Source organism: Janthinobacterium rivuli (assembly GCF_029690045.1).
In the GTDB taxonomy this organism is placed as follows: Bacteria; Pseudomonadota; Gammaproteobacteria; order Burkholderiales; family Burkholderiaceae_D; genus Janthinobacterium; species Janthinobacterium rivuli.
Map to the genome: position 1 here is coordinate 4,635,799 of NZ_CP121464.1, position 22,917 is coordinate 4,658,715.

At 63.3% G+C, this 22,917-nt stretch carries 10 protein-coding genes; all 10 read right to left on the minus strand.

Annotated features, from left to right (window positions below):
- Positions 1 to 3: 3 nt before the first annotated feature.
- A complete protein-coding gene (locus P9875_RS21075) occupies positions 4 to 1,596 on the minus strand; it encodes a tetratricopeptide repeat protein (RefSeq protein WP_278316514.1) in 1,593 nt (530 codons plus the stop codon).
- 2 nt (positions 1,597 to 1,598) lie between these two features.
- Positions 1,599 to 3,653: a phospholipase D-like domain-containing protein gene (locus tag P9875_RS21080; RefSeq protein WP_099400408.1), complete on the minus strand. Its 2,055-nt coding sequence runs from the start codon at positions 3,651 to 3,653 to the stop codon at positions 1,599 to 1,601.
- Positions 3,654 to 3,678: 25 nt separating this feature from the next.
- On the minus strand, positions 3,679 to 6,453 hold the full coding sequence (locus P9875_RS21085; RefSeq protein ID WP_278316515.1) for a type VI secretion system Vgr family protein: 2,775 nt from the start codon (positions 6,451 to 6,453) through the stop codon (positions 3,679 to 3,681).
- Between the two features lie 143 nt (positions 6,454 to 6,596).
- On the minus strand, positions 6,597 to 8,744 hold the full coding sequence (locus tag P9875_RS21090; protein ID WP_423221791.1) for a S46 family peptidase: 2,148 nt from the start codon (positions 8,742 to 8,744) through the stop codon (positions 6,597 to 6,599).
- An 87-nt stretch (positions 8,745 to 8,831) separates the two neighbouring features.
- Positions 8,832 to 10,955, minus strand: coding sequence for a PAS domain S-box protein (locus P9875_RS21095; RefSeq protein WP_278316517.1), 2,124 nt, complete (start codon positions 10,953 to 10,955; stop codon positions 8,832 to 8,834).
- Positions 10,952 to 13,564: a chemotaxis protein CheB gene (locus P9875_RS21100; protein ID WP_278316518.1), complete on the minus strand. Its 2,613-nt coding sequence runs from the start codon at positions 13,562 to 13,564 to the stop codon at positions 10,952 to 10,954. The genes P9875_RS21095 and P9875_RS21100 overlap by 4 nt, the downstream gene beginning before the upstream one ends.
- Before the next feature lie 128 nt (positions 13,565 to 13,692).
- Positions 13,693 to 15,123: an efflux transporter outer membrane subunit gene (locus tag P9875_RS21105; RefSeq protein WP_278316519.1), complete on the minus strand. Its 1,431-nt coding sequence runs from the start codon at positions 15,121 to 15,123 to the stop codon at positions 13,693 to 13,695.
- Positions 15,120 to 18,371 carry an efflux RND transporter permease subunit gene (locus P9875_RS21110; RefSeq protein WP_278316520.1) on the minus strand — a complete coding sequence of 1,084 codons (3,252 nt, stop codon included), beginning with the start codon at positions 18,369 to 18,371 and terminating at the stop codon, positions 15,120 to 15,122. Before P9875_RS21110 ends, P9875_RS21105 begins: the two co-directional genes overlap by 4 nt.
- On the minus strand, positions 18,368 to 21,487 hold the full coding sequence (locus P9875_RS21115) for an efflux RND transporter permease subunit (RefSeq protein ID WP_278316521.1): 3,120 nt from the start codon (positions 21,485 to 21,487) through the stop codon (positions 18,368 to 18,370). Before P9875_RS21115 ends, P9875_RS21110 begins: the two co-directional genes overlap by 4 nt.
- Positions 21,484 to 22,842, minus strand: coding sequence for an efflux RND transporter periplasmic adaptor subunit (locus tag P9875_RS21120; RefSeq protein ID WP_278316522.1), 1,359 nt, complete (start codon positions 22,840 to 22,842; stop codon positions 21,484 to 21,486). The genes P9875_RS21115 and P9875_RS21120 overlap by 4 nt, the downstream gene beginning before the upstream one ends.
- Positions 22,843 to 22,917: the final 75 nt, after the last annotated feature.

Genomic DNA, 22,917 nt, shown 5'->3' on the forward strand with positions numbered 1-22,917 from the left:
GCGTTATCCAAGACCAGGAATGGACGCATCCATCAAATGCCACGTCACATCGTCGTCTGGCAAATCGAGCAGCCAGTCGCGGCGCGGTCGCGGGAACGGTGCGCCCTGGGTCAGCCACGCCTGGCGCCAGTACTGGTTGACGATGGCCTGCAGCGGATGGTCGACCGCTACCCACGGTTGCCAGACGCCGCTGACCGGACACGCTTGCCCGCAAGCACAGCTCAACCATGGCTCGGGCCGCGCCACCTTGCGCAGCAAGCCGTGCACCGCGCGCGGCTCCACTGCCCCATGGCTATGCCGTATCGTCAGACACTGTTCCCACGTCACGCTGCCATAACGGCTCTTGCCATCAGCATCGAGCACGCTGAAATGGCGGAACTCTTCGCCTTTATGGAACAGCCGGGCCGGCTCCGTCAAACCCTGCCCTTGGGCCGGTTGCCAGTATGCGGAAAACGGCGCGGTCGGCGCGTCGCTGTGCAAGCCGGTGCGGCGCAGCGCATAGTCGGCTGCCAGGAAATACGGCTTTTGTAACAGCGAGGCGGCGCTTGGTTTCGGGGTGGCTGGCGGTGGGCGCACGCCCATGGCGGCATGCAGCAAGGTATCCCTGTCGCCATTCCAGGGCGGCAAATCGGCGGGGGGCAGTGGCAATACCTTGTCCAGATTAGGAAAGCGCGCGTTGGGATTGAATCCCAGTTCACGATTAAGTACGCCATAACGTTCCGCCCGTGCTTTATCAATATACGGAACCACCATGTTCGCAAGATCAAATGGATCTCCGAATTCAATCTGAAGTTTGTTTGCACACTTCTCGCAACCCAGGCTTACTCCAACATGTAATACTTGCAAAGCGCGTTCTTTGGTTTCAGCGGTTCTTTCCCCATCAGATGTACCGTCAGGAGTTCTTACTACATAATATAAATAATATAAATCATATGCGGATGGACCATAACCTTGGGCAAGCGCACATTCCAGCATTTTGGTCGCTACAGGAATGTTGCCCCACATATCAATACCTGGATGATCCTCTCCAGCAGTCAATTTTTCGCCGAGAAAACCCATTGCCTGTGGATTGCCCATCTGCGCCGCCTTTTGCCAGAAAGCATAAGCGCGCGTGATGTCGCCGCTGACGCCCGTACCATTCGCATAATACGTTCCCATCCGGTCATAGGCGGCAGGTATGCCGAGCCGCATCGCCTTTTCCACCAGTTGCACCGCTTCTTCCTCTCCATGCAAGGGATCACGCCCTTCCACATACAGGCTGGCCAGATTGAGCATCGCCTTCCAGTGCAAACGCTGCGCCGCTTGACGCGTCAGATCGACGATTTTTTTGTAATCGCGGTCTTCCACGAAAATTTCAGGATCTTCCATGGCGCGCGCTTCGAGGAACCAGTCCTCGGCTTGCGCATCGATGGGCGGCACCTTGCTCGCCTCGGTTTCACAGATAAAATCCGCGACATGCGGATTGAAAAGTGGCAGGCTTTGGTTGCGTGGCGGGACTTTGTCGTTAGGCATTTTGCAGGCAATCAAAGGAACACAGAGAAGAACTGCCAACGCAAAAAATGGCAGGCGAAAAAAGACGGTATTTTTTTTACTCATGATCATCCCAAACGTATGGTGGAGCTGCGCGTGTCTTCCAATGGCAACAGGAAACCGGTCATTTTCTTTAAATCTGAATTTCCAGATTTATTGAATTTTTTCTTGCGATTTGCACCCATCAACTCCACCCATTTCCCGAACGCCGACACAATCTCCGCCTTCGTCCCGCCCCCGCCATCGACCAGTCCCCCGCTATGCATGCGCCACACCCGCTTGCGCAAATCGTGGGCCACGCGGCGGTCGATGGTGGCGATATTGATTTCGCTGTCGACGGCCATGCTGCGCTGGTTCAGGTTGGCGCTGCCCAAGGTCATGAACACGTCGTCGACCAGCATCAATTTGGAATGGATGTAGATTTCACGGTAGCGCCAGCGGTCGTTGTCGAACGCGCTGACATTGAGCATCGCCACCGACACCTTCAATCCGAATTCGCTTTCGAGCGTCATCACGCCGGGTTTGTTGATACCGTTGGAATGCCGCACCACGTCGGGCAACTTGACTTCAACCTCGTTGGTGATGCCGAATCCGCCTCTGACAGGCCGGGTTTTCGGCTGCTTGTTGTAGTCGTCGATCATGGTGTTTTGACCCGTCATGCCAGCATGCTGCCCCAGCGCCGCCAGCGTGTCGTGGGTGCGCGGCACCATCTGCGCGCGTTCTGGCACGGGGATGACGATGAATACGTGCATGACTGGCATATCACGCATGGTCTTGCCAGCTTTCAGGCTTCCGGCCTTCCAGGCGGCGACCACCTTCTTGCGCTCGGCCAGCAAGTGCCGGGCCCATTCTTCATACTGGAAATACTGATTTTCCACATACAGGTAGCCGGCCGCCAGGCTGGCCTGGGTCACGGCTCGAAAATAGGTTTCCTTGATCGTCTTGTCCTGCTCCTCGGGCTGGGTCAGGACGATCTGCACGGTGGAGTCGTCCGGCCCGGCCTCGCGCAACAGCTGGGCCGGCGGGTTTTTACATGACGAATACCAACTCACGCATTCCCCGGCGGCCTGATGCGTGCGGTCGTCGATCGCGCGGTCCCATGCCTTCACGAAATTGTTGTACAGCGCGATCAATGCCTTGCCACCGTCGATGCGGCAGGCATAATCCTGGTACGGTTTCAGCGTGGCGAACCCGCCGTCCGCGGCCATTCCCTGCAAACACTCGCGCCGCTCGTTGACACCGCCCTGTTCGCGGCGCGTATCGTCGAGCAGATGGGCCGTCGTATCCCAATAATCGGTCACCGAGTTCAGGCCCATTACATAGCCGACGGCCTTGGATCCCATTTCGTGGGAGAAATCGATCAGGACCGGCTTCTGGTGATGCGTGCCCAGGTATTGCATGCCGGGCTTTTCAATTTCCCCCATCGTCAAGCCGCGCGGCTGGTTGATTTCGGTCGCGATACTCTTGCTGATCGCGGCGCTGTCGCCGTGCCGCAAGCGAATCTCCAGGCCCTCCAACAAGCCATGGAACGCGGCCGCATACCAGCTGTGGCAATATTCTTCACGCGCCAGCATCGGGATATCCTCGGGCCGGACGATATCGCCCCTGAAAGCACTGCTTAAAACAAGTTTTTTCCTGACTGCCTCCTGCAACATCGCCAGGCTGGCTCTGGCGCTGATGTCGTCGGGGCGCTGTCCACCGGTTTTCCATGGCGAGGTGCCGTGCGAATACCCCGGCATAGTGCGCGCTATTGGCGAACCGATCCGGTCATACCAGATCAGCAGGCGCACCCTGACGTGACGCCGTGCGGCGGCGATCAGCAAGTCGCCAAACGTGTCGCCACGCGGCCAGGTGGCGCTGTTGCCGCGCACCAGTTCCATGCCCGGATCGAAGCCCCAGCAGCACAGGTCGATGGAATTTTTAGCCCTGGCGATCTCGGCGGCGATGTCGGCGAACCCCTCCTGTCCGCAAATGAACAGCGTCAGCTTGTTGTTGTGTGTGATCGGGTGGCTGGCCTTGCCCTTCAGGTTGCGGTTTTCCAGCAGCCACTGGAGCGAACTCGTCGCAGTGCGTCCGACTTCGTCGATATGGGTGGTTTCGATGCGGCTGGTCGATTCCGGCATAGTGCTCTCCCGTCAGTGTCGTGAATCATTGAACCCCGCGGCCATCGGCGGTGTCGTCGAACGCGCGCAAGCCGCGGTTCGACAGCTTCTGTTCGCCGTCCGGCGCCGCGTTCGGGTCGAAGCGTGCGCTCGCTTGCAATGAAAACTCTTCGCCATTGCCAAGGACGACACGGTAGCGCGGCGTGCCGTCCTGGTGCGCGATCAGGATGCGGCCGAATTCGTCGGTCAGGCCTTGCTCGACTTCGGCCTCCCCGTTGTACAGCGTGTACGGCACATGCGCGTACTGACCGCCATCCGCATGGGCCTGTATCGTATGCTGCAATTGCCCCGCTACCGGCGCGATGGGCGGTTCCAGCTCCGGTTGCGGCCGGTTCTTGGGCGCCAGCGTTTCCAGGTTTCCATGGAACAGCGTCGGCGACGCGGTAAAAAACTGCACCTTGTCGCTAATTTCAAGCATGCAATCGGCGCCATGCAGGCGCACGCCTTTGCGGCCGCGAATATTCACCCAGTCGGCCTGGCTGATCAACTCCAGCACCTTGTTGGCGACGATATCGACCGCATCGGTTTGCGCCGCGATCTGTACCGGGCCAGCTGCGGCGATCAGTTTCATTCCCGCCTTGTGGACGAACAGGCGCAGCGCTGCGCCGATGCTGGCGAACAGACCGCCGCCGGCCGCCAGCGACAGGTCGCACCCGGCCGTCAGCGCGGTGTGCCCGGCGCTGGCGATGTGCGTCGATTGCGCGGTCGTCGTTTCGATACCGGCCGGACTGGCCAGTACCAGATGCGGCTTTGATAATTCAGGAAATGCGCTTTCGCCACTGCCGCCACCGCCCTTGATCCCGGCATTCTGGGCTTTCAGCACATCGGCGGCGGCGCCCTGCTGGGCGGCGCTTTCTTGCGCGCCGTAATGCTGCGCCAGGGCGGCAAGCGCCTTGTGCCGCTCAGCAGCCTCGGCCAACCGGCGCAAGGTTTCATCCATGCTCTTGATATGCGAAGCGGCGCCAGGGCGTGCTTCGGTGGTCAGCAACATGCCGCGGCCGGCGCGCGCCACACCCCAGGCGTCTGACGCCAGTTCCCAGCCCTCGCCACGCGCATCCTTGCGCCCGCTGGCGTCTTCGATGCGGCTGATGCAGCCGAGCGACAATTGGCTGTGCTGATGATCGCTTTTCAGTTGCGCCTGGATGCGCTGGTGCGTGTCATCGAGCACCAGCTGGTTGCCGCGCACGCCGTAGCCGCCGCCAGGCATCAGCTCGGCGCTGCGCCAGCCGCCCAGTACGCATTGCCCCGGCAAATTCCACGGCGGCGCATGGTTGCCGTTGTACACCGCGCCGACAATGACGGGACGGTCGATATTGCCGTCGAGAAACTGGATCAACACTTCCTGGCCAATGCGCGGCAACGCGATCTGGCCGAACGCCTGGCCCGCCCATGGCGTCATGACCCTGATCCATGGCGAACTGCCCGCGTCGAACTTGCCCAGCCGGTCCCAGTGGAATTGCACCTTCACCCGGCCCAGCGCGTCGGTATGGATGGTTTCGCCTGCCGGCCCGGTGACGATCGCCGTCTGCACGCCGGGCAAGGCACAAGGCGTGCTGTTGAAGTGCCGACCCGGATACCAGCGGATGCTCTTGCGGATGCAGCTAAAACGGTTTTCATACCGCGACTTCGCGCCCGTCCCAGTCTGGTAATTGTTGCTGGCGATATGATCGACCGACAGGATCAGGTATTCGCGCGAGCGGACGTCCGGGCGCGCCGCTTCCCCTCTGGCGGCCATGGCTTGCTCGCCGCTGAAGTGTCCGCCCAGCGTGAAACTGCGCCCGGCCTGGGCGCAGCGGTGATTGCCGCCAGCCTCGAAGTATTGCGCCTGGCAGTTATGCTCCTCCAGGCGGCGTTGCGCCAGTGCTTCGCCGCCGCCCATGTCGGCATAGCCATAGCCGGTGTTTTGATACAGTTCATGGGCAACCACGTCGCCCTGCTGGTGCAGCGCATGGCCGCTGGCGCGGCTGGCATACGGCTGCTTGTAGTTGAAGCTGGCCAGCGTGAGCGAGCCTGAAGCGATCTTCCGTATTGCCTGCCAATCGCGTATGCCGTCGCCCTCCAGCGAGCCTGCGCCGCTGCGAAACACCATCTCGTCGGAGACACTGGCATCGCGGTCGCCTGGATCGATGCTGTCGCTGAGCCAGGTATTGTCGCCCAGACACAGCGTATGACCGTCGGCGCGATGTTCATACCAGTAATGAAGTCCCTGGTCTTCCCAGCGCCGGTGCAGATGGTTGTAATCGGTTTCATTATGCTGGTTGGCGCAGCTTAATATCGCTTTTTCCTCATGCAGCCGGTTTTGCCAGTCGCGCTGCACATAATGATCGAAGGTCGTTTCGCTGATGTCGATGACCGTGCGTTCGTGGAACGAGACGTTGTCCATGCGCAGCCTGGACAACGCCAGCCAGGGTTGCAGCACCATCTGGTAGAACGCGAAACCGCCATCGCTGCGCAACAAGCGAAACTCGCCGACATAACCATTAAAATGGCGCAAGCTGCCGTCATCGCGCACCATCGAAATCGTGACCATGCGTCCCATCATCGCTGTCAGGGGAACGTGGAGATTGTCGGACAGCAGTTCGACGTCGAAGCGAAAGTCGCGTGACATTTCCTCGTGTGCGCGCAAACTGTTGACCAGCAACGCGGTATCGGGCGGACCATCGCCGCGCGGAAAATCCATGCGCAGCAAGCGGCTGTCCTGGTCTCGCCAGTTCGCTCCGAAAAGGCGCGCCAGATCGGCTGCCAGCTCGCCATCATCCATATCGCCTCCTTCGGATAGTTCCCCTAAGCCATGCTAACCATGGTGAACGCTGGCATCTTGATGGAACTCAAACTAGTTGCCTAAACGTAAAAAAGCCGCATCGGCCCTGCGGCGGATGCGGCTTTTATCCCAGCTGGGAAAAATTACTTCTTGGAAGCTTTCGGATACTTGATCGTCATTTCCTTGAGCAAGTTATCGGCGTGGTCCACTTCCTTCATCACCCACAACATGTAACGGATGTCGAGGTGGATGGCGCGCGTGATGGCGGTGTCGAAGTACCAGTCCTTGGTGATCGATTCATACGTCGAATCGAAGTTCAGGCCGATCAGTTCGCCACGCTTGTTCATCACGGCCGAGCCGGAATTGCCGCCCGTGGTGTCGGCGCTGGTGAGGAAGTTGACGGGAACCGTACCCAAGGCCGGGTCGCGGAACTGGCCGTAGCGTTTTTGCTTGACGGCGTCGATCAGCGCTTGCGGGGCTTCGAACGGGGCCTTGCCCGTGACTTTCTCGACGATGCCTTCCACGGTCGTGAACGGGCCTTTGCTGAGGCCGTCGCGCGGCGAGTACGGCGAGACCGTACCGTACGTCACGCGCAGGGTCGAGTTCGCGTCAGGATACACAGGCTTGCCTTGCGACTTCTTCCACGCGATCACGGCTTGCATGTATTGCGGAATCACGCGTTCCAGATTGCCGTCGATTTCCTTGCGGCGCTCTTCCAGCGCCGCCTCGACCGGCTGCAGCTTGATGGCCAGCGCCATGAAGGCGTCGTCGGACTGGGCAACGGCGGCCTGGTCCTTTTCCAGCCAGGCCAGGCGCTTGGCCGTGTCAGCCAGCTGCGTCTGCTGGTACAGGGCCGCCACGGCGCCTGGGGCCGGCAGCAGCGCGTCCAGGCCTTGCGGATGGCTCTTCGCCGCCAGTTGCGCGTAACGCTTCAGGCCGGCTTCAAAACGCGCCTGGTCGACCTTGTTGACGTACGACTGTTCCAGGCGGGTCAGGCGGGCCTTGATGAAGGCCAGGTCGCGCTGCTGGAAGCCCGATTCGCGCTCGGCGTCCGCTTTCTGGCGCTCCAGCGACAAACGGTAGAGGGTGCGCGCGCTTTTCAGCAAGTCGCTGTTGGTGGCCACGCTCCAGGCGAACTCTTCTTCGCTCAGGGCCATGTCGCTGGCGATGGCCGCGTCCAGTTCCGCCAGCAGGGTAGTCGACACGTTCGGCTGTTTCGCGTACCAGGCGCGGAACTCGGCATCCTGCACGTCCTTGATGGCGGCGATGTCCTTGCGGGCGAAACCGTCGAGCAAGCCCTGGGTTTTCTTCAGCACGTTGTTGATGCTTTTTACCACGCTCGCATAGCGCACGGCAGCGACCGCGTCGCCATTCGTGGCGTCGGCCATCACGGCCAGGTCGGCTTGCAGTTCGGACACTTTCAACGGGAAGGCCGTATCGCGCGCAAAACGGATTTCCGCCGGCAGCTTATAGCGGCTGGTGCGGCCGGGATAACCCGCCAGCAAGATGCCGTCACCGGCTTTCAAGCCTTCGGCCGAGACCACCAGGAAATCCTTCGATTTGTACGGTACGTTGTCGGGCGACGGGTCGGCCGGACGGCCATCCTTGCCCACGTAGGCGCGCAGGAACGAGTAATCGCCCGTATGGCGCGGCCATTCGTAGTTGTCGATGTCGCCGCCGAAGTTGCCGATCTTGTCCGATGGCGCGTAGACCAGGCGCACGTCGCGTATCATCATCTGGCGGATGCGGTAGTACTCGAGGCCGCGGTGGAAGGCGGGCACGGAGCAGCGGTACATCTTGTCCGTTTCGCATTCGGCGATCAGGTCCTTGACGCGCTTTTCCACGGCTTCGTGGCGCGCGCGGCCGCTCATGTCGGCCGTCAAGCCTTTCAGCACGCGGTCGCTGACGTTTTCCACCTTGTCCGTCACATACACGAGGCTGTTCGGACCGCCCGGCAGCTCTGCGGCGCGCGTCTTGGCCAGGAAGCCGTTGGTGATGTAATTGTGTTCCGGCGTGGAATTGCGCTGCACGGCGCCATACGCGCAGTGGTGGTTCGTCACCACCAGGCCGGCGTCGGAAACGAAAGCGGCCGAGCAGCCGCCCAGCGACACGATGGCGCTCATCGGGTGTTTGCTCAGGTCGGCCAGTTTTTCCGCAGGAATTTCAATGCCGACCCGTTTCAGTTCGGCTTTCAGCTGTGGCAGCTGGTGTGGTTGCCACTGCCCTTCGTCGGCGTGTGCGCCGGCGAACGCGCCCATCAAGGCGACTGGTAATACGATTGTCTTGAACAAGATTTGCTCCTCCATAAAAAGCAGGCGAAAGTATAGCCTGTCCAGGCGGCATGAGCCGGCAAAAATTATCCCGATGCAATTTCTGTATCAGCCGGCCGGCCGCCCCGTGCCCTGCAGGGGGATCTGCAGGGACAGCCGGCAACCGGCGCCCGAGGCCGGCACGCCCACCTCGAACTGGCCGCCCAGCGCCGTCACCCGCTCGGCGATGCCGATCAGGCCAAAGCACTGTTTTTTACGCTGCTGCTGCGGCGTGATGCCGATGCCGTTGTCGCTGATGGCCACGTACACGGCGCAGGCATCCGAACTGAGCTCGATCTCGACCTGGCTGGCCTGGGCATGGCGCATGACGTTGCTGAGCGCTTCTTGCACGATGCGGAACAGCACGATCTCGACCTGGCTGCCGATGGCGGAAAACAGCGCCTCGTCGCGTATCAGCAGCTGGCAAGCGACGCCGCTGCGCTTGCGGAAGTCGCCCACCTGCCACTCGATGGCGGCCTGCAAGCCCAGGTCCAGCGCCATCGGGCGCAGTTCGTTCATGATGCCGCGCACGCTCTTGATGGTGGTGTCGACATTGCTGAGGACAGCGCCGACCCGGCGGTGCAGGCGCGGATGGGAACCTTCCGTGCGGGCGCTGAGCATGGAAATATCGATGCGCAGCGCCAGCAGGTTTTGCCCCAGTTCATCGTGGATATCGCGCGAGATGCGCTTGCGCTCGTCTTCCTTGGCCGTTTCCAGGTGCAGCGCCAGCTGGCGCAGCTGCGCATGCGACTGGCGCAGGGCGCCGTCCATCAGCTTGCGTTCGGTAATGTCCGTGTGCGCCACCACCACGCGCAGCGGCCCTTCGCCAAGAAAACGGCTGACCCTGGCCTGCGACCAGCGGGGGCCTGAGCGCGTGGCAAACTCATACTCGAGCGCAAACGCGTCCGCATTGCCGGCAATCACGGCGCGGATGCCGGCGGCCAGCTCGCGCCCGGCACTGCGCTGCCAGCGCGGATCCGTCTCGCAAAATTCCAGGTATTGCAGCGGCTGCGGCGTTTGCCCGACGAAGGCCAGGCAAGCCTGGTTGGCATGCACGACGCGCCCCGCCCGGTCCAGCACCAGCACCCGGTCCGTCAGGGAATCGATGGTGGCGTGAAAGAAGCGCTCTGCGTCGCGCAAGGCTTCCTGCGCCCGCTCGCGCTGGTGCACTTCCAGCTGCAGGTGCTGGTTGGCGCGCAGCAATTCGGCCGTGCGGTCGACCACCCGCTGGTCCAGCTCGCGATGCAGCTCGCGCAAGTCCGCCTCGGCCAGCTTGCGCTCGGTGATGTCGGAAAACACGCCGACAAAATGGCTGATCGCCCCATCCGGGCTGCGCATGGGCGTGATCGACAGCGATTCGACGAAGCGCTCGCCATTCTTGCGCCGGTTCACCAGTTCGCCATACCAACTGCCATCCTGGTGCAGGCTGCGCCACATGGCCTCATAAAAATGCGGCAAATGCGTGCCGCCGCCGAGGAAGGACGGATCGCGCCCGATGGCTTCCTCCGCCTGGTAGCCGGTGATGGTGGTGAAAGCGGGGTTGACGGAAATGATGCGGTTGGCGCTGTCCGTCACGAGCACGCCTTCGCGGATGCTGTCGAGTATCACAAACGCGCGCCGCAAGGCCGATTCGCGCACGTGCTCGTCGCCCAGGTCCGTCACCAGCATGCGCGCCGTGGCGCTGTCCGCATCGTAATTGGCTTCGATGCGCACCATGCCGCGCATGCCGCCCGCTTCGCCTTCGAACAGCGGCGCTTCGAGCACCTGGCGCGCGCCACCCGTGAAAACGGCGTCGAGGAAGAGCCGGAAGCCGCCCTGCGCCTGGGGCGCGACGAATTGCTCGAAACGCCGCCCCAGCAGCCGGTTCTTGTCACGTTGCAACAAGCCGCAGGCCGCCACGTTGACACGCGTGATGACGCCTTCGCGCGCCAGCGAAAAATAGCTGACGGGCGCCTGCTCATACAGCTGCGCATAACGGTCGCGGCTGCTTTCATATTCATTTTTCAGCTGCTCCAGTTCGGCCAGGGCCGCGCTCTGCATTTCCAGCTCGATCTGGCTGACCTGCAACTCATGCAACTGGCGCATCACCTCTTCATTCGACTGCGGCAAGGGCTGGCGCTGCTGCGCCGCCAATTGCTCGGCCTGCTCTCGCAATCTGGCCGGCACGTTCTCCTCGTCGAATGGTTCGTTCATGACACGTTCTCGCCGCTATTGCCTGCCGCCGCAGCGCCGGACTGGATCTGGCGCAACTGGGCTTCCAGTACCTTCGACTCGGTAATATTAATAAAGGTCACCACCACGCCATCGATGACATTTTCCACCGTGCGGTACGGCATGATGCGCACGTTGTACCAGCGCCCATTCTTGGTCTGCACTTGCCGCTCGCAAAACACGAGGCTGCGGATCACTTCCAGCGCGTCCGCCTCCAGGTTCGGGTAGGCGAGGTCGTTGACGATGTCGCTGAGCGGGCGGCGCAAGTCCGTCTGGATCAGCTTGTAGATTTGCGTGGCCGGCGCCGTGAAGCGGCGGATGCGCAGGTCGCTGTCGAGGAAGATGGTGGCGATATCGGTACTATTAAGCAGATTTTTCATATCGCTGTTGACCAGCGACAAATCATCGACCTTCGATTGCAGCTCGGCATTGACGGTGTACAACTCCTCATTGAGCGACTGCATTTCTTCCTTCGACGTGGTCAGCTCTTCGTTCGCCGATTGCAACTCTTCATTGGTCGACTGCAATTCCTCGTTGGCCGATTTGAGCTCTTCGCGCGAGGTCTGCATTTCGTCGCGCACGGCCTGGATTTCATTGCGCGCCTGGATCAGCTGCTGCTCCAGTTCCAGCACCTTGGGATTCGGCGAGCGGCCCCGGCGCGGGGCAGCCGCCAGCGGCACGCTGTCAAACGTGACGAAGACCATGCCGCGCAGCGCTTCGGGCTGGCGCAACGCTTCCGCCGTCAAATCCACGCCCTGCGCCTGTCCTGCGTAATCCTTGAGCACCAGGCCTTTCAGGCGTACCAGGCTGTCGCTTTGCAGCGCCTGCTTGATCAGGCTGGCCAGCTCGTAGCGCAAGCCCTCGCGTGCCATGGCGTGGATATTCCAGTTGGCCTTGCCGGCCGCCGGTTCCAGGAAGGCGCCCGTGCGGCCATTGATATACAGGATGTCCCCATCCTGGTTCAGCAGCACGGCCGCAGGCGAATATTTCTGGAGCAATAATTGCTCGACATGGGATTGGATTTTTCCGGGCATGCTGACTTCTCTCGTGTCGCTGGGGGTAGGAGGAGTGGCCGACGACACCTTGGTGGGGAAGTACGTCAGCAGGCGCTGGCGCGCCAGGTTGTCGAGACGGCGGTACAACCGGGTCGATGTCGTCAGCGGCGAAAACAGGTCGGAAAAATGACCGGGCGTGTCGGCGCTGCCCAACAGCAAAACGCCGTCGCGGTTCAAGGCGTAATGAAACAGGGGAATCAAACGCTGCTGCAGCTTGGCATTGAGATAAATCAACAGATTGCGGCAGCACAGGATGTCGAGCTTGGTAAACGGCGGGTCCGAAATGATGTTTTGCTGGGCAAAGATGATCATGTTGCGGATCTCTTTCCGGACCAGGTAATCGTTCTTGTCCTGCAAGAAAAACCGTTCCAGACGCTCGGCCGACACATCGCTGCTGATGCTGTGCGGAAAACGGCCCTGGCGCGCGCGGTCGATGGCGTCGGCCGACAGGTCGGTGGCAAAAATCTGCAGGCTGTATTTCGCCGGCGGGTTGCTGCCGGCCACCACTTCATGGAAGACCATGGCCAGCGAATACGCTTCCTCACCCGTGGAACAGGCAGGAATCCAGGCCTTGAACGCGCGCCCGTCCGGGTGAGCCGCCAGCATTTGCGGCAAGACCACCATCTTCAGGTATTCCCACACTTTCGGATCGCGGAAAAAATTCGTCACGCCGATCAGCAGTTCCTTGAACAGCAAGTCGATTTCCGCGGGATTGTTACGCAGATAGGGAATGTACTCTTCCATCGACGTCATCTGGTACAGGCTCATGCGGCGTTCGATGCGGCGCAGCACCGTATTGATCTTGTAGTCCGAGAAGCTGTTGCCCGTATGTTCGGACAGCAAGGCGACAATTTCCTGCAATGCATTGCGTCCGCTCGGCTCCCTGCCCGGCAACTCCAGGAAGCTGCTGCGAAACAGGTAACTGACGATCTTTTCCGGCATCTTGTCGGGAAAATCGACGAGGTCCACGGCGTCGGCAGCGATAGCGCTTTGCGGCATCATGTCGAACTTGGCCGTATCGGGATGCTGGGCCAGGGTCAGGCCGCCCGCCTGCTTGATGGCCTGCAAGCCGCGCGTGCCGTCGCTGCCCATGCCGGACAGAATCACGCCCACGGCCAGTTCGCCCAGCTCGGCCGCCAGGCTTTCCAAGAAAGCATTGATGGGCAAGCGGTGTCCGCGCAGCTGCAGCGGTTCGCTGAGCAGGAAACGCCCCTTCGACAGGCCGAGGTCGGCATTCGACGGGATCACGTAAATATGGTTGGGCCGCAATGCGGTCTGGTGCGTGATTTCCGTGACGGGAATGCTGGTGGCCCGCTGCAGCAGTTCCGGCAACAGGGCTTTTTGCGTGGGATCAAGGTGCTGGATCACCACATAGGCGATGCCGCTTTCCGGCGGCACATGGGTCAGGAAAGCGACAATAGGGTCGAGTCCGCCGGCGGAAGCGCCGATGGCCACCACGGGAAACCCGATGGTGGGCGCTTCCGTAACAGTAGGCAGGCTGGCCAGACTGGTTTTGCTGCGTTTGCGGGTTATCATCGTCTGCAAGAAACCAGCCTCGGCAAACCTTACCATGGCCGGCAATTGATAATCTTGCATTCTAGCACTCAAGCAGCGCGTAAAAACGCGAATTTGGCGCCGGGGTTTCCCTGCGCCTGCCGACTCCCTTACTGCGCCTGCGGCGCATGCCAGCCGCCGCCCAGCGACTGGATCAGGGCCACGGCCGTCGTCTGGCGGTCCGCCTGCGCCTGCACCAGCGAACGGCGCGCCGACAGGGCCGTCACCTGCGCCGTCACCACGTCCGTGTAGCCGACCTGGCCCGCGTTGTAGCGATTCAGCATCTGCTGCTCGACCTGGTCGGCGGCGGATGACGCCTGCTGGCGCAGTGCCAGCTGCTCGGCCAGCGCGCGCGTGGCCGACAACTGGTCTTCCACGGCGCCAAAGGCACTGAGTACCGTTTGGCGGTAACGGGCCACGGCCGCTTCATGCCCCGCCTTGGCCGCATCCACGCTGGCCGTGGTGGCGCCCGCGTTGAACAGGGTTTGCGCTGCCGACACGCCCAAGGACCACAGGCTCGACGATGCGTTGAACAGGTCGCCCACACGGCTGGCGCCGGAACCATAGGAGCCCGTCAGGTTCAGGCTCGGATAGTAGGCCGAGCGGGCGATGCCGATCTGCTCGTTGGCCACGGCAACCCTACGCTCGGCGGCCGCGATGTCGGGTCGGCGCTGCAGCAGGGTCGAGGGCACGCCCAGCGGCACCTCGGGCACGGTCAGGGTCCACGGCGCCACGGCCAGGCTGAAGTCGGACGGCGCGCGGCCCAAAAGTATCGCGATCGCGTGTTCGAGCTGGGCGCGCGCACGCGTCTGGCTGGACAGGTCGATCTGCGCATTGGCCAGCTGCGTCTGCGCCTGCAGCAGGTCGGACTTGGCGGCGATGCCGGAGTTGAAGCGGTTACCGGTAATCTCGAGCACGCGCTTGTAGCCGTCGATCGTGGCATTGAGCAGCGCGATCTGCGCATCGCTCTGGCGCAGCGAAAAATAATTGGTGGCCAGCTCGCCCTGCGCCGACAGGCGCGCTGCCGCCAGGTCGGCTGCGCTGGCGCTGGCACTGGCGTCCGCCCCCGTCACGCCGGCGCGCAGCTTGCCCCACACGTCCGGTTCCCACGAGGCGCCGATGGCGGCCTTGAAGTTGTTGTTCGTCTGCTGCTCGCCCCCGCCGCCGGAGCGGGCGCCGCTGCCCGTCAGGTTCACCGTCGGGAACAGCGAGGCGCGCTGTTCGCGCACCAGCGCGCGCGCCTGCTCGTACGAGGCGATGGCGGCGGCCACGTTCTGGTTCGATATGTCGATGCCTTCGGCCAGCTGGTTCAGCTGCGCGTCACCGAACAGGGTCCACCACGGCCCCCGTTCCAGGGTATCGGCCGGCACGGCGGGCTGCCAGCCTGCCGCCTCCTTGAACGCTTGCGGCGCGGCGGCCGTCGGCACTTCATACGTGGGGCTGACGGCGCAGCCGGCCAGCAGGACGAAGGCGGCCGCGGTGGCCAGCGACAGCAGATGGCGTGCCGGTGCGGTCGATACGATAGGTTTTACATGCTTCATGATTGTGTGCTCGGGTTATCTGGCCCAGGAATGCGGCTCAATTGCTGCTCGTCGGCGCTGCGCGTGCGCAGCTTGTCGAGCAGGATGTAGACCACCGGGGTGGTCAGCAATGTGAGTAACTGGCTGGCAATCAGGCCGCCGATGATGGCGACCCCCAAGGGCTGGCGTAGCTCCGACCCCTCGCCGAAACCGATCGCCAGCGGCAAGGCGCCAAGCGCCGCCGCGAGGGTGGTCATCAGAATGGGGCGGAAACGCAGCAAACAAGCCTCGCGCACCGCCTCCACAGCTGTCAGCCCGCGCGAACGCTCGGCCTCCAGCGCGAAGTCGATGATCAATATAGCATTTTTCTTGACGATACCGATCAACAGGAACACACCGATCAGGGCGATGATGGAAAACTCCATGCGGAACAGCAGCAAGGCCAGCACGGCGCCCACCCCTGCCGACGGCAAGGTCGACAGCACGGTGACCGGGTGGATCAGGCTTTCGTACAAAATGCCCAGCACGATGTAGATCACCACGATGGCCGCCAGGATCAACAGCGGCTGCTCCTTGTTGCTGTCCTGCGCACTCTTCGCCGAACCCTGGAAGCTGCCGCGCACGTTGACGGGCATGCCGATTTCCGACTCCGCCTGGGCCACGGCCGCCTGCCCGTCGCTGAGCGGATAGCCGTCGGCCAGGTTGAACGACACGGTGGTCGCCAGTTCGCCGCCCTGGTGGTTGATCGACGTGGCCGTCGAGCTTTCCGCGAAGGTGCTGAACGACGACAGCGGCACCATGGTCGTCAGGGTCGTGGACAGGGCCGAGCCGCTGGACGGATCGCGCGCCGCCGTCGTATTCGGCGTCGTCGCGGCAACGCTGGTGCTGGCCGTGGTGGCGCTGGTGGCCGTCGTGCTGGCGGCCACGGCGGCCGCATTCGACGCCGGCACGTACACGGAGCGCAGCGCTTCCGGGCTTTGCGCATAGCGCGGCGCCACTTCCATGATCACGTGGTACTGGTTCAGCTCATCGTAGATGGTCGCCACCTGGCGCTGGCCGAAACTGTTGTACAGCGCATTGTCGATATCCTTGACTTGCACGCCCAGCTGCGTGGCGCGGTCCTTGTCGATGCTGACAAAAGTTTCCACGCCGTTTTCCGCCTGGTCCGTGTCCACGTCGATCAGGGCCGGCTGCAGCTTCATCTGGTCAGCCAGTTTCGCCGCCCACTTCTTCAGGTCCGCCTGGTTGTCGCTGATCAGGGTGTACTGGTAGGTCGAATTACTGGAACGCCCGCCCATGCGCAAATCCTGCACGGGGTTGAGGAACAGCGAAATGCCCGTCACCTTGGCCAGTTGCGGGCGCAGGCGCGCGATCACGGCCTGGCCCTTGTCCGTGCGCTGCGACGCCGGTTTCAAGTCGATGAACATGAAGCCGCCCCCCGCCCTGCCGCCGCCCGTAAACCCGACGACGGTGGCGACGGCCGGATCGTCCTTGATGATGTCGACCAGCTGGCGCAATTTACTTTGCATGGCCTGGAACGAGATGCTCTGGTCGGCGCGCATGCCGCCATTGATCTGGCCCGTGTCCTGCTGCGGGAAGAAGCCCTTGGGCGCGGCAGCGAACAAATACACGTTCAAGCCGACGACGAACACGAGGATGGTCATCACGAGCGCGGCACTCGACAAGGCCCAGTCCAGGCAGTGTTCATACACTTTCAGCATGCGCTCGAAGCCCCGTTCGAACCAGCGCGCGACAAGACCGGGCGGCTTGTGCTGCTCGCCGCTTTTCAGCAGCCAGGCGCACATCATCGGCGTAGTGGTCAGCGAGATCACCAGCGAAATCATCACGGCGGCAGACAGGGTCACGGCAAATTCGCGGAACAATCGCCCCACCTGCCCGCCCATGAACAGCAGCGGGATAAAGACGGCCACCAGCGACAGGCTGATCGACAGCACCGTAAAGCCCACTTCGCGCGCGCCCAGCAGGGCCGCCTTGAAACGGTCCATGCCCGCCTCGATGTGGCGCTGCGTGTTTTCCAGCACCACGATGGCGTCGTCGACGACAAAGCCCGTGGCCACCGTGAGCGCCATCAGCGACAGGTTGTTCAGGGAAAAGCCCAGCACGTACATGACGCCAAAGGTGCCCAACAGCGAGACGATGGTGGCGACAGCCGGGATGATGGTGGCGCGCACACTGCGCAAAAAGGCGCTGACCACCAGCACGACGAGCACGATGGACAGGATCAGGGTGAACTCGATCTCGTGCAGCGAGGAGCGGATGGAATTGGTGCTGTCGGACGCCACTTGCAGCTTGATGTCGCCCGGCAGCTGCGCCTGCAGTTGCGGCAGCAGCGCGCGCACGCCGTCCACCGTGGCGATGACGTTGGCGCCGGGCTGGCGCGTGATCAGCACGATGACGGCCGGGTCGCCATTGAACAGGCCCAGGGTATTGTTGTTCTCTACGCCGTCGACCACGTCGGCCACGTCGTCGAGGCGGATGGCGGCGCCGTCGCGCCAGGCCACCACCAGGCTGCGGTAATCACTTGCTGAGCGCCCGCCCGACGCGGTGGTCGCACCCGAATAGATCTGCAGGCTGCGCTCATCGCCGGAAATCGCCCCTTTCGGGCGGTTGGCGTTGCTGGCCTGGATGGCCGCGCGCACGTCTTCCATCGACACGCTGTAGTGATTGAGCTGATATGGCAGCAGTTCCACGCGTACGGCAGGCAGCGAGCCGCCGCCCAGTTCCACGTCGCCCACGCCCTTGACCTGCGCCACCTTCTGCTGCACCAGGTTCGACACGGCGTCGTAGATCTGGCCCGGCGTGCGCGTTTTCGACGTCAGCGCCAGGATGATCACGGGCGCGTCGGACGGATTGGCCTTGCGGTAGGTGGGATTGCTGCGCAAGGTGGCCGGCAAGTCCACGCGCGCGGCGGCAATCGCGGCCTGCACTTCGCGCGCGGCCGAATCGATCTTGCGGTTCAAGTCGAACTGCAAATTGATGCGCGCCGAGCCCGTGCCCGACGACGACGTCATCTCGTTCACGCCCGAGATCACACCGAGGCGCCGTTCCAGCGGCGTGGCCACCGAGGTGGCCATGGTCGCGGGGCTGGCGCCGGGCAAGCTGGCGCTGACGGAAATGGTCGGATAATCGACCTGCGGCAGCGGCGAGACGGGCAGCACGAAGAAGGCGCCGATACCGGCCAGCGCGATGCCGATGGTCAGCAGCACGGTGGCGATGGGACGCTTGACGAACGGTTCGGACAGGTTCACGCGGCGCTCCCCGCATTATCGGCCGGCTTGTCCAGCTTGACGCCCCGCGTTCTGGAGGCGAAGCGCTGGCCCAGGCGGTCGAAGCCCAGGTAGATGACGGGCGTGGTAAACAGGGTCAGCACCTGGCTGACGATCAGGCCGCCGAAGATGGCCAGGCCCAGCGGACGGCGCAGCTCGGCGCCCTCGCCCCAGCCCAGCATCAGCGGCACGGCCGCGAACAGGGCCGCCAGGGTCGTCATCAGGATGGGACGAAAGCGCAGCAGCGCCGCCTGGTGGATGGCTTCCTGCGGGCTCTTGCCTTCATCGCGTTCGGCCTCGATGGCGAAGTCGATCATCATGATGGCGTTCTTCTTGACGATGCCGATCAGCAGGATGATGCCGATGATGCCGATCACGCCCAGGTCCTGCCCCGAGATCATCAGCGCCAGCAAGGCGCCCACGCCGGCCGACGGCAGCGTCGACAAAATCGTCAGCGGGTGGATGTAGCTTTCGTACAGCACGCCCAGCACGATGTACACGCAAACGACGGCGGCGAGAATCAGCCACAGCTGGTTCGACAGCGAGTTTTCATACGCGCCGGCCGCGCCGAGGAAGGTCAAGGTCACCGATGGCGGCAAGGCGATGTCTTTCGCCGCCTGGCGGATGGCGTCGACGGCGCTGCCCAGCGCCACGCCCTGCGTCGTATCGAAGCCCAGGGTGGTGGCCGGATACTGCGCCACGTGCGTGATTTGCAGCGGCGCCTGTTTTTCGCTGACGCTGGCAAAGGCGGACAGCGGCGTCGACTTGCCGGAACCCGTGCGCACCTGCAGGTCCGACAGGTCGGTCGGCGTGGTGACGATGCCCGGTTGCGCTTCGAGGATGACGCGGTACTGGTTGGTTTCCGTGAAAATCGTCGAAATGATGCGCTGGCCGAAGGCGTTATATAACGCGTCGTCGACGGTGGCCGTGGTGACGGACATGCGCGCGGCGCTGTCTCGGTCGATGGCCACGGTGACGGCGGCGCCCGTGGCGCCCGCATCCGTGACGACGTTGCGCAGCTGCGATTTTTCACGCATGCGCGCGGCCAGCTTGCCGGCCCACTCGGTGACGGTGGCCGTGTCGGCCCCTTCGAGCGAGACGCGGTACTGCGTCGGCCCCGATTCCGCATCGATGGTGAGATCCTGCGTCGGCTGCAGATACAGGGTCACGCCGGCCACCTGGGCCACGCGGTTGCGCAGGCGCTCCATGATCTCGTCCTGGCTGCCGCTGCGCGGACGCTTCAGGTTGATCAGCATGCTGCCCGTGTGCAGCATGGTGTTGTTGGCCGCATCGACGCCAACGAGGGAACTCAGGGTATCGACGGCGGGGTCTTCCAGCAGCGCGCTGGCGGCGGCCTGCTGCAAGGTCGCCATGCGCTCGTACGAGACGGCTTGCGAGGTTTCGATGCGCGCCTTCAGCTGCCCCGTGTCCTGCGTGGGGAACAGGCCTTTCGGAATGGTGACATACAGGATGACGGTCAGCAGCAAGGTGGCCAGGGCGACGAGCAAGGTCAATCCCTGGCGTTTCAATACCCACACGAGCGCATGGTCGTACTGCACAATCACGCGGTCGAGGAAGGCCTGGATGCGCTGGCCCGTGGCGCTGACTTTTTCATCGGCGTGGCTTTTCAGCCAGCGCGCCGACATCATCGGCACCAGGGTCAGGGACACCACGGCGGAAATCAGAATCGTGATGGCCAGGGTCATGGCAAATTCGCGGAACAGCCGGCCCACCACGTCGCCCATGAACAGCAGGGGAATCAGCACGGCGATCAGTGACACGGTCAGCGAGATGATGGTAAAGCCGATCTGCGACGCGCCTTTCAGGGCGGCGGCCATCGGCGTTTCGCCCTCTTCGATGTAGCGGGCGATGTTTTCGATCATGACGATGGCGTCATCGACGACAAAGCCCGTGGCGATCGTCAGGGCCATCAGGGAGAGGTTGTTCAGGCTGTAGCCGAGCAAATACATGACGCCGCAGGCGCCGATCAGGGAAATCGGCACGGACAGGCTGGCGATCACGGTGGCGCGCATGCTGTGCAAAAAGGCGAAGATCACCAGCACCACCAGCAGCACGGACAATAACAATTCCATTTCCACGTGCTCGACGGAGGCACGGATGCCCGTCGTGCGGTCGCTCAGCACGTCGAGTTTCATGGCCGCCGGCAGGCTGGCCTGCAGGTCGGGCAGCAGTGCCTTGATGGCGTCGACCGTCTTGATGACGTTGGCGCCGGGCTGGCGCTGCACGTTCAGGATGATGGCCGGCTGCTTGCCCGACCAGGCGCCCAGGCGCGTGTTTTCCGCGCTGTCGACGACATTGGCCACATCGGACAGGCGCACGGGCGCACCGTTTTTATACGTGATGATCAGGCGCTTGTAGTCTTCCGCCGTGACCAATTGATCATTGGCGTTGATGGTGAATGAGCGCGTGGGGCCGTCGAAACTGCCCTTGGCGCTGTTGACGTTGGCCGCCGCGATGGCCGTGCGCAGGCTGTCGAGGCCCAGGCCGTACGAGGCCAGCAATTTGGTGTCGCCCTGGATGCGCACGGCCGGACGCTGGCCGCCCGACAGCGAGACGAGGCCCACGCCATTGACCTGGCTGATCTTCAGCGCCAGACGCGTGTTGACGATATTTTGCACCTGCGTCAGCGGCATCGTGTCGGACGTGATGGCCAGGGTCAGCACGGGCGCGTCGGCCGGGTTGATCTTCGCGTACACGGGCGGCGCCGGCAAGTCGGTGGGCAGCAGGGAACCGCCCGCGTTGATGGCCGCCTGCACTTCCTGCTCGGCCACGTCCAGGGTCTGGCCCAGCGTGAATTGCAGGGTGATGAGGGAAACGCCGGCCGCGCTGGTGGAACTCATGCGCTGCAAACCCGACATCTGCCCGAACTGGCGCTCCAGCGGCGCCGTCACGGTCTGCCCCATGACTTCCGGACTGGCGCCCGGGTACAGGGTCTGCACCTGGATGGTGGGGAAATCCACCTGCGGCAAGGCGGCCAGCGGCAGGAACTTGAAGCCGACCAGCCCCGCCAGCACGATGGCCAGCATCAGCAGCGCCGTGGCGACGGGGCGCTGGATGAATGGCGTTGATGGACTCATTGCGCTGCGCCCTTCGCTGGCGCCGCGGCTGGCGCACTGGCCGGTGCCGATGCGGCAGCCGATGCGGCCGGCGCGCTGGCCGCGCCCTCAGCGTGCTGGCGGCGGTGGCGGCGTTCGCCACCTGCGGCGCCACCGGCGCCGCCCATGGCCGGCTTGTCGCCCGCCAGCGTGACTTTCGCGCCTTCCTTCAGGCGGTCGGCGCCTTCCGTGATGACTTGCTCTCCCGCTTCCAGACCGGCGCGGATTTCCACCATGTCGGTGGTGGCCTGGCCACGCGTGACCATGCGCACGGTGACGGTTTTATCCGCTTTCAGCACGTAGACGAAATCGCCGTTGTTACTGTGGCGCAGGGCCGTCACTGGCACCAGCACGGCGCCCGTGATGTTGCCCAGCTCCAGGCGCACGTTGACGAACTGGCTGGGGAACAGCGCCATCTTGTCGTTCGCGTAGCGGGCCTTGGCGCGCACGGTGCCCGTCTGCACGTCGACCTGGTTGTCCAGCGCGCTCAAGCCGCCCTTGTCCAAGGTATGCGTGCGCGTGCGATCCAGCGCCAGCGCAGCCAGGGCCGAACCCGCGTTCAGGCGTTCCTGGATCGTTTGCACCTTATCCTGCGGCACGGAGAATTCCACGTCGATGGGCGAGAGTTGCGTCACCACCACCACGCCGCCCGTGTCGCTGGTGCTCACCAGATTGCCGATGTCGACCACTTTCAGGCCCGCGCGCCCGCTGATCGGCGAGACCACCTTGGTGTAGCCCAGATTGAGTTTGGCCGTGCCTTCGGCGGCGCGGTCCGTCATCACCGTGCCTTCCAGCTGCTTCACCAGGGCGGCCTGCGTGTCGACATCCTGGCGCGCGATGGAATCCTGGCCCAGCAAAGTCTGATAGCGTTTCAGGGTCAGGCGCGCGTTTTCCAGCTGCGCTTCATCGCGCTGGCGCTGGCCCGTGGCCTGCATCAGCGCCATCTCGAACTGGGCCGGGTCGATCTGCGCCACCACCTGGCCCGCCTTGACCATGCCGCCTTCCTTGAATTTCAGCTCTTTCAAAATGCCCGACACTTGCGGGCGCACCGTCACGGTGGACGCCGCCGTCACCGTGCCCAGCGCATCGAGCACCACGGGCAGGTCGGACTTGACGGCCGTGGCCACGCCGACGGTGGTCGAAGGGCCGCCGCGGCGCCCGCCGGGGCCTCCCGGTCCTCCAGGGCCACCGGCGCCAGGCTGCGCGCTGACGCCCGAGTGGGTCAGGTACCAGGCACCGCCCCCCAGCGCCGCCATCACGGCCAGCGCGATGACCGTGCCGACGATTTTCGAACGGCGGCTGCGCCGCGGGGTGTTGGGTGTAGTCTGCGAATCCATCGCTTATCCTTGTCTAGGCCGCTGGCACGGCGAGTCTGTGGCGCCGGCCGAGGTGGGACACACTCAGGCCGGACG

Excerpts from the sequence above, each read along its gene's own strand:
- P9875_RS21075 (WP_278316514.1), bottom strand. The coding sequence starts at position 1,596 with ATGAGTAAAAAAAATACCGTCTTTTTTCGCCTGCCATTTTTTGCGTTG.
- P9875_RS21080 (WP_099400408.1), bottom strand. The coding sequence starts at position 3,653 with ATGCCGGAATCGACCAGCCGCATCGAAACCACCCATATCGACGAAGTC.
- P9875_RS21085 (WP_278316515.1), bottom strand. The coding sequence starts at position 6,453 with ATGGATGATGGCGAGCTGGCAGCCGATCTGGCGCGCCTTTTCGGAGCG.
- P9875_RS21095 (WP_278316517.1), bottom strand. The coding sequence starts at position 10,955 with ATGAACGAACCATTCGACGAGGAGAACGTGCCGGCCAGATTGCGAGAG.
- P9875_RS21100 (WP_278316518.1), bottom strand. The coding sequence starts at position 13,564 with ATGATAACCCGCAAACGCAGCAAAACCAGTCTGGCCAGCCTGCCTACT.
- P9875_RS21105 (WP_278316519.1), bottom strand. The coding sequence starts at position 15,123 with ATGAAGCATGTAAAACCTATCGTATCGACCGCACCGGCACGCCATCTG.
- P9875_RS21115 (WP_278316521.1), bottom strand. The coding sequence starts at position 21,487 with ATGAGTCCATCAACGCCATTCATCCAGCGCCCCGTCGCCACGGCGCTG.
- P9875_RS21120 (WP_278316522.1), bottom strand. The coding sequence starts at position 22,842 with ATGGATTCGCAGACTACACCCAACACCCCGCGGCGCAGCCGCCGTTCG.